This is a genomic window from Streptomyces sp. NPDC046881 (assembly GCF_040645015.1).
GTDB lineage: Bacteria > Actinomycetota > Actinomycetes > Streptomycetales > Streptomycetaceae > Streptomyces.
On the sequence record NZ_JBEYXJ010000056.1, the window covers coordinates 12,939 to 28,670 of the forward strand.

Here is a 15,732-nt window from a genome sequence, read left to right on the forward strand (position 1 = left end):
ACCCCGGAGGGAGGACCGGCCGTGTCCGCATTCTCGCTCGGACCCGAGCAGACCGCCTGGTGTGCCGAGCTGCGCGAGCTGGCCGCCCGGCGGCTGCGCCCGCTCGCCGACCGGGGCGCTCCCGGCCGCGTCAACCGGCCGCTCCTCGCCGAACTCGGCCGACTGGGCCTGCTCGCGCGGCTGTTCGCCGCCGGCGCGCTGGACCTGTGCCTGATGCGGGAGTCCCTCGCCCAGGCCTGCACCGAGGCCGAGACCGCGCTCGCCCTGCAGGGCCTGGGCGCCCACCCGGTGCACGCCCACGGCACCCCGGACCAGCGCGCACGCTGGCTGCCCCGGGTCGCCGACGGCAGCGCGGTCGCCGCCTTCGCGCTGAGCGAGCCCGGCGCCGGATCGGACGCGGCGGCGCTGGCCCTCGCGGCCGACCCGGACGGCGACGGCTGGCGGCTCACCGGCGCCAAGTGCTGGATCTCCAACGCCCCCGAGGCCGACTTCTACACCGTCTTCGCCCGCACCACACCGGGCGCCGGCGCGCGCGGGGTGACCGCCTTCCTGGTCCCGGCCGACCGGCCCGGACTCACCGGCAGCGCCCTGGAGATGATCTCGCCGCACCCCATCGGCGCCCTGGACTTCGACGCCGTGCCCGTCACCGCCGCCGACGTGCTCGGCGCACCCGACCGCGGTTTCGCCGTCGCCATGGGCACCCTCAACCTCTTCCGCCCCAGTGTCGGCGCCTTCGCGGTCGGCATGGCGCAGGCCGCGCTGGACGCCACCGTCGGCCACACCCGCCGGCGCGAGGCGTTCCACGGCAGGCTGATGGACCTTCAGGCCGTCTCCCACCAGGTCGCCGAGATGGCCCTGCGCACCGAGGCGGCCCGGCTGATGGTGTACGCGGCCGCGGCGGCGTACGACGCGGGAGCCGCCGACGTCCCCCGGCGCGCCGCGATGGCCAAGCTGCTCGCCACCGAGACCGCGCAGTACGTCGTCGACACCGCCGTCCAGCTGCACGGCGCCCGTGCCCTGCGCCGCGGCCACCTCCTGGAACACCTCTACCGCGAGGTGCGCGCGCCCCGCATCTACGAGGGCGCCAGCGAGGTGCAACGAGGCATCATCGCCAAGGAGTTGTACGCCGCCGCACCCGAGGAGGACCGGTGACGACCGAGCGCGTCAACCCGCCCGGGCTGGCCCCGCCCACGGGCTTCTCGCACGCCGTCGTCGCGGCCGGCTCCCGCGTGGTGTTCCTCGCGGGCCAGACCGCCCTCGACGGCGACGGCAGGATCACCGGCGAGACGCTGCCCGAGCAGTTCGAGAAGGCCCTCGGCAACCTCCTCGCCGCGCTGCGCGCGGCCGGCGGCACCCCCGCCGACCTCGCCCGGGTCACCGTCTACGCCACCGACGTCGCCGCGTACCGCGCCCACGCCGCCCGGCTCGGCCGGATCTGGCGGGACGCGGCGGGCCGTGACTACCCCGCGATGGCCGTCGTGCAGGTCGTACGGCTGTGGGACGAGCGGGCGCTGGTGGAGCTGGACGGGTTCGCCGTACTGCCTTAGGGCCTGCCGCCCGGATCGCGCCGGCCCCGTCCGTACGACGGCCCCCGGTTCCGCCGGCGCCCCGGGGGTGTTCCCGTGTGACCGGGCCGGACGGCCCGGTGACGCGCCACCGATGGGGTGACGGTCACGTCCGGCGGCCCGGCCGCCCGGTACGAGTGGACACCTCGATCTCCAGGAACCGGGAGGTACCCCATGCCCCTACGACCCGCCCTCGCCACGGCCGTCGGCGCCGCCGCGCTGCTGTGCGCCGCCGTCGGCCCGGCCGCCGCCGGCCCCTCGGAGCTGATCACCGTCGACCCCGTCGGCCGGCTGGCGTCCGACGGCACGGTGACGCTGTCCGGCACCTACCGCTGCACCGCCGGCACCGGGCCGGTGCTCGTCAGCTCGTCGGTCAGCCAGGACGACCCCGGCCTCCGGCACGGCATCGGCGGCAGCGTCGCCCGGTGCGACGGCGCCGACCACCGGTGGGAGCACTCCGGCACGGCCTCGCCGGAGGTGCTGAAGGCGGGGGCGGCGCAGGTGGAGGCCACCCTGACGGAGCTGCGCCCCTCCGGCGTCCTGCTGCTGCCGTCCTTCCACGCGGTGTCGCACCGGGACATCGAACTCGTTCTGCCCGGCACGTCCCCGTCGTCGGCCAAGGCGTCGGGCAAGCCGGCGAAGGCGCAGGGCAAGCCGGCGAAGGCGTCGGGCAAGTCCGCGAAGGCGTCGGGCAAGGCCCCGGCCGAGCGGGCCGCGAAGGCTCAGGGCAAGCCGTCGGTCAAGGCGTCGGGCAAGCCGGCCAGGGCACAGGGCAAGTAGTCGGCGACGGCCCCGCGTGCGCTGACACCGCCGGCCGCGCCCGCGTCCCCCGCCTCAGGCGCGGCCGGTTCCGTCCCGGTCCGGCAGGGCCGTCCTCCGCCGGACCACCGGGGCGTCCGGCCGGCGCAGGGCGGCCACGAACTTGTAGCGGGACCCCCGGTACACCGAGCGCACCCACTCCACGGGCGAGCCGTGGGCGTCCCGCGAGTGCCGGGACAGCAGCAGCATCGGCAGCCCCACGTCGGTGGCGAGCAACTGCGCCTCGCGCGGGGTCGACAAGGAGGTCTCGATGGTCTCGTCGGCCTCGGCGAGATGGACGCCGTACACCTCGGCGAGCGCCGTGTAGAGCGAGGGGTACGTGGCCAGGGACCGGCGCAGGCCGGGGAAGCGCCGTACGGACAGGTGGGTCGTCTCGATCGCCATCGGGTCGCCGCTGGCCAGCCGCAGCCGCTCGATGCGCAGCACCTTCTCGCCGATCCCGATGCCGAGCAGGCCGGCCAGCTTCTCGTCCGCGGGCACCTCCCCGATGTCCAGCATCTGCGAGGCCGGGGTGAGGCCCTGGGCGCGCATGTCCTCGGTGTGCGAGGTGAGCTGGAGCGTGCGGTACAGCTTGGGCTGGGCGACGAAGGTGCCCTTGCCCTGGATCCGGTCGAGCCGGCCCTCGCCGACGAGCTCCTGGAGCGCCTGCCGGACGGTGGTCCGCGAGGTGTCGAACCGGACGGCGAGCAGGCGTTCCGCGGGCATGGCCGAGCCGGGCTGCAGCGCCTCGGCCATGCTGAGCAGTTGCTGCTTGATCCGGTAGTACTTCGGCACGCGCGCGGTGCGGCCGGACGCCCCCCTGTGCGGCTGGGCGCTGCTGACGTCGGTGGTCATGCCTGCCTTCCCGGCTGTGTCGATGGGCTCCCGTTATAGCGACCAACTGCCCTATGGTCTAGTCCAAATGAACGCTCCGGGCGAATGGGACGGAATGCGGACGGGCGCCCTCCGGTGACTTTCTCGTAACGGCCGCGACCGGCTTCCCGAACCACCCTTGACACTCCAAAAGGTCTAGGCCAAGCTCCACCGTACTGGTCTACACCATTAGTGGCCAGGTCCCGAGCCCTACGTGCAACAGCGTCGTACGCAGGTCACCGCCGAGGGCGTGGGGGGTTAGTGGCATCCCTGAGGAGGGTGGCGTGAAGCGCAAGCTTGCGGCCGCGATCGTGATCGCGGGCATGATGGTCTCCGTGTCGGCGTGCGGCGGGGACGACGGCGACGACAGCGGCAAGAACGCGGGACCGGACAGCTTCAAGGGCCAGACCCTGACGGTCTGGGCGATGGACGGCTCCACGCCGGACCAGTGGGTCAAGGACGTCACGGCCGCGTTCGAGAAGAAGACCGGCGCCAAGCTGAAGTTCGAGACGCAGAAGTGGGACGGGATCCAGCAGAAGATCACCACCGCCCTGTCCGAGTCCACCCCGCCGGACGTGCTGGAGGTCGGCAACACCCAGACCCCGGCCTACGCGGCCACCGGCGGCCTCGCCGACCTGAGCGACCTGAAGAAGGAGATAGGCGCCGACTGGACGCCGTCGGTCTCGCAGTCCTCCGTCTACGACGGCAAGCAGTACGCGGCCCCCTGGTACTTCGCCAACCGCGTCGTCATCTACAACAAGAAGATCTGGGCGCAGGCCGGCATCAAGGACACCCCGAAGACCCGGGACGAGTTCATCAAGGACCTGGAGGCCATCGACAAGAAGACCGACGCCGAGCCGATCTACCTGCCCGGCCAGAACTGGTACTTCTTCGACGGCCTGACCATCGGCCAGGGCGCCGACCTGGTGAAGAAGGACGGCGACACGTACGTCTCCAACCTCGGTGACCCCAAGGTCGCCAAGGCCATGGAGATCTACAAGAAGTACGCCTCCTACTCCAAGGCGCCCAAGGACAAGGACGAGGCCACCCCGCAGCAGGCCGAGGTCTTCGCCAAGGGCAAGACCGGCGCGTTCATCGGCATGGGCTGGGAAGCCGGTACGGCCGTCCAGGCCAACAAGGCCATCGAGAAGGACCTCGGCTACTTCACCATCCCCGGTGAGACCGCCGGCAAGCCCGAGGGCGTCTTCCTCGGCGGCTCCAACCTCGCCGTCGCCGAGGGCAGCAAGAAGCAGGCCCTGGCCAAGGAGTTCCTGAAGATCGCCCTGTCCGACCAGTACGAGGGCGAACTGGCCAAGCTCAACGGCGTCATCCCGAACAAGCAGTCCCTGGAGTCCAACCTCAAGGGCAACGCCGTCGCCGAGGCCGCCGCCCCCGGCGCCGCCGTCGGTGGCACCACCCCGCTGATCCCCGAGTGGGGCGCGGTGGAGAACAACCCGAACCCGATCAAGTCCTACATGACGGCCGTGCTGAACGGTAAGTCCCCGGCGGACGCCGCCAAGCAGGTCGAGGGCGAGATCAACAAGCGCCTGGCCCAGCAGAACTGATGACCGCGCCGGGGGCGCCGTGCGCGCGCCCCCGGCTCACCTGTGTCGTCCGTACGGCCACGGAAGAGATGGCAACTCATGTCAGTGCAGACCGAAGGCACGGACACGGCCGGCAAGCCCGCTGTCCGCAAGGCCCGGGTGCCGGCCCCGCCGCGCGGTGACAGCCGCGCCGCCGGCGCCCCGTCCCGGCGCCGCGCCACCGCCCCCTACCTGCTCCTGCTGCCCGCGCTGCTGGCCACCGTGGTGCTGCTCGGCTGGCCCCTGGTGAAGAACGGCATGCTGTCGTTCCAGAACCTCAATCCGCGCCAGCTCATCCAGCACCTCACCGAGTGGAACGGCGTCGACAACTACCGGGAGGTGCTGAGCGGCGGCGACTTCTGGCACGTCGTCGAGCGCTCCGTCGTCTTCACCGCCGTCAACGTCGCACTGATCATGGTGATCGGCACCCTGGTCGGCCTGCTGCTGGCCCGGCTCGGCGCGAAGATGCGGCTGCTGCTCATGGTGGGCCTCGTCCTCGCCTGGGCCATGCCGGTCATCGCGGCCACCACCGTCTACCAGTGGCTGTTCGCCCAGCGCTTCGGCGTCGTCAACTGGGTGCTGGACAAGCTCGGCTGGCACTCGATGGCCGACCACAACTGGCTGCAGACCCAGTTCTCCACCTTCGCCGTGATCACCCTGCTCCTGGTCTGGCAGTCCATACCCTTCGTGGCGATCAACCTCTACGCGGCCACCACCACGATCCCCAGGGAACTGTACGAGGCCGCCTCCCTGGACGGCGCCGGAGCCTGGAAGGGCTTCACCTCGGTGACCCTGCCCTTCCTGCGGCCCTTCCTGTACGCCACGACCTTCCTCGAAGTCATCTGGATCTTCAAGGCGTTCCCGCAGATCTTCGCGATGAACGAGGGCGGCCCCGACCACCTCACCGAGACCCTGCCGATCTACGCCTACGTCGAGGGCGTCGGCAACCAGCACTTCGGAGTCGGCGCCGCCATCTCCTTCCTGACCATCCTGGTCCTGCTCGTCATCACCTCGTACTACCTGCGCATGGTGCTCAAGCAAGAGGAGGACGAGCTGTGAAGCGCTCGCTCTTCGGCCGCTTCTGGCCCAACGCGACCGCCGTCGTCCTCTTCGTCGGCTTCGTGTTCCCCGTGTACTGGATGTTCGCCACGGCCTTCAAGCCGACCGGCGACATCATCGCCGACGACCCGGTGTGGTTCCCGACGAACGCCACCCTCGACCACTTCGAGAAGGCCGTCGACGCCGACCACTTCTGGACCCTGGTCGTCAACTCCGTCACCGTCACGATCCTGTCGGTCGTCTTCTCGCTCGTCATCGCCCTGTTCGCCGCCTTCGCCCTCGCGCGGATGCGGTTCAAGGGCCGGCGCGGCCTCATCGTGACGTTCATGCTGGCGCAGATGGCCCCCTGGGAGGTCATGATCATCGCCATCTACATGATCGTCCGGGACAACGACATGCTCAACAGCCTCGTCCCGCTCACCGTCTTCTACACGGTGATGGTGCTCCCGCTGACCCTCCTCACGCTGCGCGGCTACGTCGCCGCCGTGCCCAAGGAGCTGGAGGAGTCGGCGATGATCGACGGCTGCACCCGCACCCAGGCCTTCATCAAGGTGATCTTCCCGCTGCTCGCGCCCGGTCTGATGGCGACCTCGCTGTTCGGCTTCGTCACCGCCTGGAACGAGTTCCCGCTCGTCCTGATCCTCAACAAGGACATCGAGAAGCAGACCCTGCCGCTGTGGCTGTCCCAGTTCCAGACCGCCTTCGGCGACGACTGGGGCGCCACCATGGCCGCCTCGTCCCTGTTCGCGCTGCCCATCCTGATCCTCTTCATCTTCCTGCAACGCAAGGCTGTCAGCGGTCTCACCGACGGCGCCGTGAAGGGATGACGCCCCGATGACCACCATCGCCTCCACCGCGTCCGGCAGCGGCTCCGCCGCGGGCGACACCCTCGCCCGGGACGCCCTCGCGGTGCTGCAGCCGGGGTTCGACGGCACCACCGCCCCGGACTGGGTGCGCCGCCGCATCGGCGAGGGCCTCGCCTCCGTCGCCCTGTTCGGCCGCAACGTCGTCAGCGAGGAGCAGGTCACCGCGCTCACCGGGCAGCTGCGTGCCGAGCGTGACGACCTGCTGGTCGCCATCGACGAGGAGAGCGGCGACGTCACCCGCCTCGACGTGCGCACCGGCTCCTCCTTCCCCGGCAACCACGCCCTCGGCGCCGTCGACGACCCCGGTCTCACCCGGGCCGTCTCCCGCGAGCTGGGCCGGCGCCTGGCCGCCTGCGGCGTCACCTTCGACTGGGCGCCCTCCGCCGACGTCAACGCCAACCCCGACAACCCCGTCATCGGCGTCCGCTCCTTCGGCGCGAGCCCCGACCTGGTGGCCCGGCACACCGCTGCTTGGGTGGAGGGCCTGCAGTCCACCGGCGTCGCCGCCTGCACCAAGCACTTCCCCGGCCACGGCGACACCAACGTCGACTCCCACCACGCCGTCCCCCGCATCGACGTCGACGCCGACACCCTGTACGCGCGCGAACTGCCCCCGTTCCGCGCGGCGATCGCCGCCGGCACCCGGGCGGTCATGAGCGCGCACATCCTCGTGCCGGCGCTCGACCCGGACCGCCCCGGCACCCTGTCCCGGCGCGTCCTCACCGAGCTGCTGCGCGGCGAACTCGGCTACCAGGGCCTGATCGTCACCGACGGCATGGAGATGCGCGCCATCTCCGGCACCTACGGCCTGGAGCACGGCGTGGTCCTCGCCCTCGCGGCCGGCGCCGACGCCATCTGCGTGGGCGGCGGACTGTGCGACGAGGGCACCGTGCTGAAGCTGCGGGACGCGCTCGTGGCCGCCGTGCGCTCCGGGGAACTGCCCGAAGAGCGGCTCGCCGACGCCGCGGCCCGGGTCCGCGACCTGGCCGCCTGGACCGTCGCGGCCCGCGGCGACGCGGCGAGGACCCCGGCCGACCCGGAGATCGGCCTGGTCGCGGCCCGCCGCGCGCTGACCGTGACCCGCGCGGGCGCCGCCGCACCGGTCACCGCACCGGTGTACGTCGCCCAGTTCAACCCGGCCCCGAACATCGCCGTCGGCGACCAGACCCCGTGGGGCGTCGCCGCCGAGCTGGAGCGGCTGCTGCCCGGCACCGCCTCCGGCTCCTTCACCGGCGAGGGTGCCGGTGCGGCCGTCCTCGCCGCGGCCGGGGGCCGCCGGATCGTCGCCGTGGTCCGCGACGAGCACCGGCACGACTGGATGCGCTCCGCGCTCGACACCCTGCTCGCCGCCCGGCCCGACACCGTCGTGGTCGAGATGGGCCTGCCGCAGGCCCCGCCGCGCGGCGCCCTGCACATCGCCACCTACGGCGCCGCCCGGGTCTGCGGTGCGGCGGCTGCGGAAGCCGTCGTCGCGGGCTGACTCACCGGCTCACCGGCCGCCCGCCGCAGCGGGCGGCCCGCTCGCTCTTGCTCTTTTCCCGGATCTCCACCGCACTCTGTGTTCCAGTTCCAGAGGAATCGCATGCAGACGCCCCACCCGTACCTGCACCGCGCGGCGACCGGCCGCCCCTACTTCAGCACCGACGGCGAGACCTACCTCGCCCCGACCCCCCTGCGCGACCTGGAGAAGACCCAGCCACTGCGCGTCCTGTCCGAGGACGACTTCGCCTTCTGGCAGACCTACGGCTACGTCGTCGTACGCGAGGCCGTCACGCCCGGCGAGGCCAAGGAACTCCTCGACTTCGCCTGGGAGTTCCAGGGACTCGACCCCGACAACCCCGACACCTGGTACGAGGAACCGGAGTTCCGCTCCGAACTCGACCGGCACCTCTACATCTACGGCTTCGTCGAGGCCTACCACCACCAGCTCCTCTGGAACAGCCGGCAGAGCCGGCGCGTCCACGACGCCTTCGCCGACGTCTGGGACAGCCCGGAGCTGTGGGTCACCCTGGACCGCCTCAACCTCAACCCGCCCAACGTCCGCACCCGCTCCCGCTCCCTGATCGAACCCACCGACGAGGGCTTCGACATCGAGCTGCACTGGGACGTCGACACCACCCTCGCCGTGCTGCCGCAGCGCGTTCAGGGCATCATCGCGCTCACCGACACCCGCCCCGAACTGGGCGGCTTCCAGTGCGCGCCCGAACTCTTCCGCCGCTTCGAGGAGTGGCGCCTCGCCCAGCCGCCCGGCCGCGACCCGGTCCGCCCGCACATCGACCGCGCCGAGTTCCCGGTGGTGCGCCCCGACCTCCAGGCCGGCGACCTGCTGATCTTCAACGGGCTGCTCGCCCACGGCGTGGCGCCCAACCTCTCCGACAACGCTGTCCGAGCCGTCCAGTACCTGTCGATGATGCCCGCGCTGGAGGAGCACACGGCCCTGCGCGACTCCCGCGTCGAGTCCTGGCGCACCCTCGCCACCCCCGACTGGAACGCCACCCTGCTCGGCGACGCCCGCAGGCCCGAAGCCCTCCGCTACGGCCCCGCCGAACTCGACGACCTGGGGCGCAGGCTGCTCGGCCTCGACTCCTGGGCCGCCGCGGAAGGTGCCCGGTGAACCGCGTCTGCCTCACCCTGCCCACCAACCGGGCGTGCTCCGCCACCCTCACCGCCCTGCACGCCGAGGCAACGTACGCGGCCCGGCACTTCGGCGCCGACGTCCAGCTGCTGATCCTGGACTCCGCCGACACCGCGACCCGTGCCGAGCACACCCGCACGGTCACCGCGCTGCTCCCGGAGCCGGGTGTGACCGTGCACCACCTCGACGAGGAGGCCCAGCGGCACTTCCTGCGCCGGGTCGTCCGGAAGGCCGGCCTGCCCGAGCCGGAGCGCCTGCTCCGCCTGATGCTGCCGCCCGCCGTCTCCTACGGCGCCTGCACCAACCGCGCCTTCCTGCTGGCCGCCGCCCTCGGCTGCGACTCGGTGCACCGCCGCGACTCCGACAGCGCCTACCAACGCCACGCCGGACAGCCGGTGTTCCCCGTCCACCACGAGCTGCCCTGGCTGGGCCGCCCCGCCGCCGAGGCCTCGGCCGCCGTCACCCGCACCGACCTCGACCCGGCACTGGCCCACCGTCCGGTCTCCCTGGCCGGCGCCTCCTTCATCGGCGAACTCTCCGTCGACATCGGGGAGATACGACGCCTGGACGAGGCCGTCTACCACGACGTGGTCGGTCTCTGGGCCCCCGGCGACTGGCCCGAGGACCGCACCCGCGCGCTGGTCGCGGAGTCCTTCACCGGCGCGGGCACCGCCCCCTTCACCGGCGACCACGCGACCCTCACCCTGGTCGACCCCATGCGCGTCGACATGTGCAACATCGCCTTCGACCGGGCGGTGTACGAACGCGTCCCCCTCCCGCCCGCCACCGACACCATCGGCAGCGACTACTTCCTCCTCCACCTCGTCCACGACGCGGGCCTGCCCGGCATCCTGCACAACCGCCACATCGAGAACTTCCACACCCCCGAACGCCGCACCGACACCGGCTTCCCCGCCTACCAGCGCCGCTTCGTGAAGTTCCTCCTCTCGATGCTCTACTTCCACGACGTGTACGACCGGATGGCGGCCGAGGGCGCGGGGCTGCTGGACGAGCGGCAGCGGGTCCGGCCCGACCGGATCGTGGAGTTCCTCCGCGAGAGCACGGGTCTGGACCGTGCCGAGAACGTCTGGCGCCTGGACCGCATCGATACGGCGTACCGCAAACTGGGTGGCCGCTATGCGGACTTCGCGGAACAACTGGGCCTGCAGCGGGGCCAGTTACTCGACCAGGCCGAGCAGGACACCGCATCCTTCGCCGACCTGGTCGAGGCCTGGCCCGCGCTGGTGGAAGCGGCCCGCACATGAGCACCCCGAAGGGGCGCGAGGAACGGCGCGACCAGCCACGACGGACCGGTGCCGTCGCCACGGACCGCCTCCGCTACGACCTCACCGGCATAGAGCGCCAACACGCCACCCTGCTCGAAGAACTGCCCGGCACCCACATCCGCTTCGCACTCAAGGCCTGCCCGGTCGACGAAGTCCTCCGCACCCTGGCCGCCGCGGGCGCCGGCTTCGACGCCGCGAGCCCCGCCGAGATCGAGCAGGCCCTGCACGCCGGCGCACACCCCGACCACATCCACTACGGCAACACGGTCAAGTCGGACCACGACATCGCCGAGGCCCACCGCCTGGGTGTCCGCACGTTCGCCACCGACAGCGTCGAGGACGTCACCGCCATCGCCGCGCACGCGCCCCGCGCCCGCGTCTTCTGCCGCCTCGCCACCAGCGGGGAGGGCGCTCTGTGGGGCCTGAACCGCAAGTTCGGCTGCACCCCGGAGGACGCCGTCCGCGTCCTGGGCGCGGCCCGTGACGCCGGCCTCGTCCCGGCCGGCCTGTCCGTGCACGTCGGCTCCCAGCAGATGACCGTCGAGGCCTGGCAGCAGGCCGTGGACACCCTCGCCGGGACGCTCGTGGCGCTGGCCGGGCGGGGGATCGTACCCGACCACGTGAACCTCGGCGGCGGGCTGCCCGCGCTCGGCTACCTCGACCGGCGCGGCACCCCTCTCGACCCGCCGCTGGACAAGATCTTCACCGTGCTCCGCGAGGGCATGGAACACCTGACCGCGCTGGCCGCCGCCCCGCTCGACTTCGTGCTGGAGCCCGGGCGTCACCTGGTCGCCGACCACGGTGTGATCCACGCCCACGTGGTCCGGCTGACCGGACGGACGCAACCGGACGGCGGGCCTGCCCGCTGGCTGTACCTGAGCGTGGGCAAGTTCAACGGCCTGTACGAGATGGACCAGGTGACCCACCCGCTGGTCTTCCCGGGGCGGGAGAACGAGGAGCACGTCCCCGCGGTCGTCGCCGGACCCACCTGCGACAGCGACGACGCCTACGGCGCCGGCCGGCACCCGGTGCCCGTCCCGGCGTCCCTCGCCTCCGGCGACCCGGTCCGCATCCTCTCCGCCGGCGCCTACGCCGGCAGCTACATGACCCGGGGTTTCAACGGCATCCGCCCGCTGCCGACCGTGTGCACCCGCGGCCAGGAAGGACACCACTGACATGACAGGCCTCGTACGGGGCATCACCGAGGCCGACTGGCCCCAGGTCGCCGCCCTGGAGGCCGGGGCGTACGCGGACACCTCGCTCACGGAGGGGGAGGCCGGCCTGCGGTCCCGCGCCCCGGCCGGCACCAGCTTCGTCCTGGACCTCGACGGCCGGATCGCCGGCTACGTCCTCGCCCTGCCCTACCGGCGGTTCCACTGTCCCGACCTGACCCGCCCGGAGCGGGCCGCCCACCACAGCGTCAACCTCCACCTGCACGACCTGGTCGTCAGCGCGCCCCTGCGCCGCCGGGGCCTGGGCACCCGTCTGGTCCGGCACCTCACGGACGCGGCCCGCGCCCGGGGCTTCGCGACCATGTCGCTGATCGCGGTCGCCGGCAAGGAGCCCTTCTGGCGGGCCAACGGTTACCGGCCTCATCCGGAGGCACGGGTGCCGGCCGGCTACGGCAGCGGCGCGGTGTACATGTCGGCGCAGGTCGCCGTGGTCCGGAAGGCGAGCTGATGACCGCACCCTCCTTCCGGCGCGCCAAGTGGTCGATCGCCGCGCTGTTCTGCTTCCTCGGCTTCCAGTACGGCACCTGGATCTCCCGGCTGCCCGCGCTGAAGACCCGGCTGGACCTGGGCGCGGGCGAGGTGGGTCTGCTGCTGATGGCCTGCGGGGCCGGCGCGGCCGCCTCCTTCCCGCTGGTCGCCGCCCTGATGCGGCGGCTCGGCTCGCGGCTGCTGTCCCTCGCCTCCGCCGCGGCCCTGATCGCCGTACTGGCCGCTCTGTCCGCCGTACCGGACTTCCCGCTCGCGCTGCTCGCCGTGTGCGCCGACGGAGTCGCGGTCGGCTGCCTCAACGTCGCCATGAACGCGCAGGGCGCCGCACTGGAGCGCGCCCACGGACGGACCGCCATGTCCCAGCTGCACGCCACGTTCAGCGCCGGGCTGCTCGCCGCCGCCCTGCTGACCTCCGGCGTCACCACCGTGACCGCGTCCGTCCCGGCCCACTTCGCCGTCGCCGGCGCCCTGTTGCTGCTCCTGCTCGGCGGCGCCCGCCCGGGCCTGCTGCCGCCCGAGGAGGAGGGCCCGGCCGGTGCGGGGGAGCCGAAGCGGCGCGCCCGTCGCGGCCTGCCCACCGGCACGACCCTCCTCCTGGGCTGCGCCATGGCGTTCGGCACCGTCACCGAGGGCGCCATGAACGACTGGTCGACGCTCTACCTGAAGGACGTCGTCGAGGCCTCGGCGGCCGTCGCCCCGCTCGGCATCGCGGTCGTCTCCGTGATGATGCTGCTGGCCCGGCTGTGCGCGGACCGCTGGCGCACCCGCTGGGGCGACGGGCGCGTGGTGCGCACCGGCAGCGCGGTGGCCGCGGCGGGCCTGGCCCTCGCCCTGCTCGCCGGGGGAGTGGTGCCCACGCTGCTCGGCTTCGCCTGCGTCGGCCTGGGCGCGGCCGCCGTCACCCCGTGCGTGTACGTGGCGGCGGCCGGCCGCGGCCCGGACGCGCTGGCGCTGGTCGCCGCGATGGGCACGACGGGCCTGCTGGCCGGCCCCGCGCTGATCGGCTTCGTGGCCGGCGCGGTGAACCTGACCGCGGGCATGGCCACGGTGGCGGCCTCCGCGCTGATCGTCACGGCGACCGCCTTCCGCATCCCGTGGCGCGCCCGCACCCCGGCGCCGGTGACCTGATCAGCCCGCGGTCGGCGCGGCCAGCCGCGCCAGGTAGGCGTGGAACTCGCTCAGGTCGCCGCCCTCGCTGGAGGCGGCGTACAGCGTCCCGTCGGGGGTGGTGGACAGCTGGTCGACCATCTCGCCCTTGACGAGGGAGCCGGCCGCCTCCCACCTGGCGCCGGTCCAGCGGACCAGCTTCGGCGCCCCGCTCAGGCCGGCGTACACCTGGCCGCCGTAGTACGCGAACGAGGACACGGCGGCCGGGGTGTCCCTGCGGGTCCATGCCGTTCCGTCCCAGTGGCTCACCCGGGAGCCGGAGGCGACCCACACGTCGTCCGGTCCGTTGCTGATCACCTCCCGCAGCATGGTGTCCTCCCCGGAGACCCGGGGGACGGCGACCTCCGCCCAGCGTGTGCCGTCGTAGTGCAGGACGAGCCCCTGGAAACGGCCGCTCACCTCGCGGTAGCCGGACGCCCAGACGTCGGTCTCCGAGTTGACGTCGACGGCATCCAACTGGCCCTGGATGCCGGTGAACTTCGTGGTGTTCCAGCCGCTGCCGTTCCAGTGGGTCACCATCGGGTACCAGTTGGTGCCCGTCCCGCGGTAGTTGCCCACCGCCCACACGCTGTTCCTGCCGGCCGCCTGGGCGTCGAGCGCCTCGGCGTTCCTCGGGTCGGGGTTGAGGTTGGACGTCCACGTGGTGCCGTCGTAGTGGTTGAACCGGTAGGAGCCGGTCGTCGTGTTCTTGCTGCCGAAGACCCACAGGTCGGTGGGTCCGGTGCCGGCCAGCGCGCCGGCCTGGACGTCGGCGGGCATCGTCACCTGCTTCCAGGTGGTGCCGGTCCGCTGCCACAGTTTCGGCGCGTAGGTGCACTCCCCGGTGCAGTGGTCCATGGTCCTGGCGTAGGCGTTCTGACCGTCGAACGGCAGCAGCGACACCCGTGCGTTGGTGGTGGGCACGGTCAGCGGTTCCCAGGTCGGCGTCGCCGCGCTCGCGGGCGAGGTGGCGAGGGCCAGACCGGCCGCGGAGGCGGCGACGAGCACGAGGGCGGCGCGCCGGCCGCCCGGAGTCCGAGTGAACATGATGCTCCAGTGGCGATGTCTGCGGGTGGATGCGGCCGCGCCGACATCGTGCAGGGGGCACCTATGAAGCGTCTATGCGGGGGGCCGCGGACCGCGAGGCCGGGCCCCGACCGGGTGGGCGGGCGTCACGATCTTCGGCGCCGGCCCGGCTCCCGGGACGTGGACCTCTCCTCCCACGGGGTGTCCGTCCGGGTGGATTCCAGCAGGTCCTCGCCGTACAGGTCCTGCAGCCAGTTGGACTGGTAGATGGTGTCGAGGTAGCGCTCGCCGAGGTCGGGCGCGATGGCCACCGCGGTGAGGTCCCGGGTGCCGTGCCGGGCCAGCCAGCCCGTCGCGGCGCTGACCACCGACCCCGTGGAGCCGCCGAACAGGAAACCCCGCCTGGCCATGCGGTGACAGGTGCGGATGGTGTCGGCCTCCTCCACCCGGATCACCTCGTCCACGTACGACTCGTCGAGCAGCGGCGGGCGCATGCTCATGCCCAGGCCGGGGATCATGCGGCGGCCGGGCTCGCCGCCGAAGGCCACCGAGCCCACGCTGTCCACGGCGACGATCCGCACCGGCCGGTGCCACTCGCGGAAGTAGCGCGCGCAGCCCATCAGGGTCCCGGCGGTGCCCGTCCCGACGAACAGCACGTCCAGCTCCGGGAAGTGGCCGGCTATCTCCGGGGCGGTCGTACGGAAGTGGGCCCGCCAGTTCCCCGCGTTGGTGTACTGGCTGAGCCACACGTACCGTTCGTCGGAGGCGCACAGCGCGCGCACGTATTCGAGCCGTGTGCCCAGGAAGCCGCCGTTCCCGTCCAGGTCGGTCACCACGTGCACCTGGCTGCCGAGGGCCTCCATCAGCAGCTTGGTCGACAGGTTGCACCGGGGGTCCGTCACGCACAGGAACCGGTGGCCCTTGCTCGCGGCGATCACGCTCAGCGCGACGCCCAGGTTTCCGGACGAGGACTCGACGAGGATGGAGTCCGGCGTCAGGCGTCCGTCCCGTTCGGCGCTCTCCACCATCTCGTTCGCGGCCTTCAACTTGATGGAACCGGCGAAGTTGAAGCCCTCGCACTTGAGGTAGAGGCGGTATCCGAAGATCGACTCCAGGTCGACGAACAGACTGCCTTCGTTGAAGGCGTGGGGAGCGGAGATGACGGGCACGGCAG

Annotated in this window: 14 protein-coding genes and 1 pseudogene; 12 read left to right on the forward strand and 3 right to left on the reverse strand. The window is 72.4% G+C overall.

Translation table 11 applies throughout. The features are described from left to right. Nucleotides 1-21 precede the first annotated feature (21 nt). The 3 genes and pseudogenes from ABZ923_RS24640 to ABZ923_RS24650 form a co-directional block, all read left to right on the forward strand. Complete coding sequence (locus tag ABZ923_RS24640; protein ID WP_361475465.1) at nt 22-1,152, forward strand: acyl-CoA dehydrogenase family protein; 1,131 nt, start codon at nt 22-24, stop codon at nt 1,150-1,152. After that, nucleotides 1,149-1,547, forward strand: coding sequence for a RidA family protein (locus tag ABZ923_RS24645; protein ID WP_361475467.1), 399 nt, complete (start codon nt 1,149-1,151; stop codon nt 1,545-1,547). The genes ABZ923_RS24640 and ABZ923_RS24645 overlap by 4 nt, the downstream gene beginning before the upstream one ends. Nucleotides 1,548-1,739: 192 nt before the next feature. Then, nucleotides 1,740-2,153, forward strand: a pseudogene (locus ABZ923_RS24650) (DUF6299 family protein); the annotation flags it as partial. Between the two features lie 246 nt (nt 2,154-2,399). Here the strand turns inward: ABZ923_RS24650 and ABZ923_RS24655 are convergent. Continuing rightward, the gene (locus ABZ923_RS24655; RefSeq protein ID WP_361475469.1) at nt 2,400-3,218 is read right to left on the reverse strand and encodes a GntR family transcriptional regulator; all 819 of its coding nucleotides are present in this window, start codon (nt 3,216-3,218) and stop codon (nt 2,400-2,402) included. A gap of 302 nt (nt 3,219-3,520) precedes the next feature. Here ABZ923_RS24655 and ABZ923_RS24660 point away from each other — a divergent pair, with 302 nt between their 5' ends. The 9 genes from ABZ923_RS24660 to ABZ923_RS24700 all read left to right on the forward strand — a co-directional run bounded on the left by ABZ923_RS24660 (nt 3,521) and on the right by ABZ923_RS24700 (nt 13,514). Next, entirely contained in the window at nt 3,521-4,801 is a 1,281-nt protein-coding gene (locus ABZ923_RS24660) for an extracellular solute-binding protein (RefSeq protein WP_361475470.1), read from the forward strand. Between the two features lie 78 nt (nt 4,802-4,879). Further along, nucleotides 4,880-5,878: a sugar ABC transporter permease gene (locus tag ABZ923_RS24665; protein WP_361475472.1), complete on the forward strand. Its 999-nt coding sequence runs from the start codon at nt 4,880-4,882 to the stop codon at nt 5,876-5,878. Next, nucleotides 5,875-6,705 carry a carbohydrate ABC transporter permease gene (locus ABZ923_RS24670; RefSeq protein WP_361475474.1) on the forward strand — a complete coding sequence of 277 codons (831 nt, stop codon included), beginning with the start codon at nt 5,875-5,877 and terminating at the stop codon, nt 6,703-6,705. The genes ABZ923_RS24665 and ABZ923_RS24670 overlap by 4 nt, the downstream gene beginning before the upstream one ends. A 7-nt stretch (nt 6,706-6,712) precedes the next feature. Further along, complete coding sequence (locus ABZ923_RS24675; RefSeq protein ID WP_361475476.1) at nt 6,713-8,224, forward strand: glycoside hydrolase family 3 protein; 1,512 nt, start codon at nt 6,713-6,715, stop codon at nt 8,222-8,224. A gap of 102 nt (nt 8,225-8,326) precedes the next feature. Beyond that, nucleotides 8,327-9,358, forward strand: coding sequence for a phytanoyl-CoA dioxygenase family protein (locus tag ABZ923_RS24680; RefSeq protein WP_361475478.1), 1,032 nt, complete (start codon nt 8,327-8,329; stop codon nt 9,356-9,358). Then, nucleotides 9,355-10,644 (forward strand): DUF6271 family protein, encoded by a 1,290-nt coding sequence (locus tag ABZ923_RS24685; RefSeq protein ID WP_361475480.1) that lies wholly within the window; start codon nt 9,355-9,357, stop codon nt 10,642-10,644. Before ABZ923_RS24680 ends, ABZ923_RS24685 begins: the two co-directional genes overlap by 4 nt. Then, a complete protein-coding gene (locus tag ABZ923_RS24690) occupies nt 10,641-11,840 on the forward strand; it encodes a type III PLP-dependent enzyme (RefSeq protein WP_361475482.1) in 1,200 nt (399 codons plus the stop codon). Before ABZ923_RS24685 ends, ABZ923_RS24690 begins: the two co-directional genes overlap by 4 nt. 1 nt (nt 11,841) lies before the next feature. After that, a complete protein-coding gene (locus ABZ923_RS24695; RefSeq protein ID WP_361475484.1) occupies nt 11,842-12,345 on the forward strand; it encodes a GNAT family N-acetyltransferase in 504 nt (167 codons plus the stop codon). After that, nucleotides 12,345-13,514: an MFS transporter gene (locus ABZ923_RS24700; RefSeq protein WP_361475486.1), complete on the forward strand. Its 1,170-nt coding sequence runs from the start codon at nt 12,345-12,347 to the stop codon at nt 13,512-13,514. The genes ABZ923_RS24695 and ABZ923_RS24700 overlap by 1 nt, the downstream gene beginning before the upstream one ends. On the opposite strand, the gene ABZ923_RS24705 is transcribed toward ABZ923_RS24700, so the two are convergent. Both ABZ923_RS24705 and sbnA read right to left on the reverse strand, forming a co-directional pair. Beyond that, nucleotides 13,515-14,579, reverse strand: coding sequence for a hypothetical protein (locus ABZ923_RS24705; RefSeq protein WP_361475488.1), 1,065 nt, complete (start codon nt 14,577-14,579; stop codon nt 13,515-13,517). A gap of 125 nt (nt 14,580-14,704) precedes the next feature. Continuing rightward, a complete protein-coding gene (sbnA, locus tag ABZ923_RS24710) occupies nt 14,705-15,727 on the reverse strand; it encodes a 2,3-diaminopropionate biosynthesis protein SbnA (protein ID WP_361475490.1) in 1,023 nt (340 codons plus the stop codon). Nucleotides 15,728-15,732: the final 5 nt, after the last annotated feature.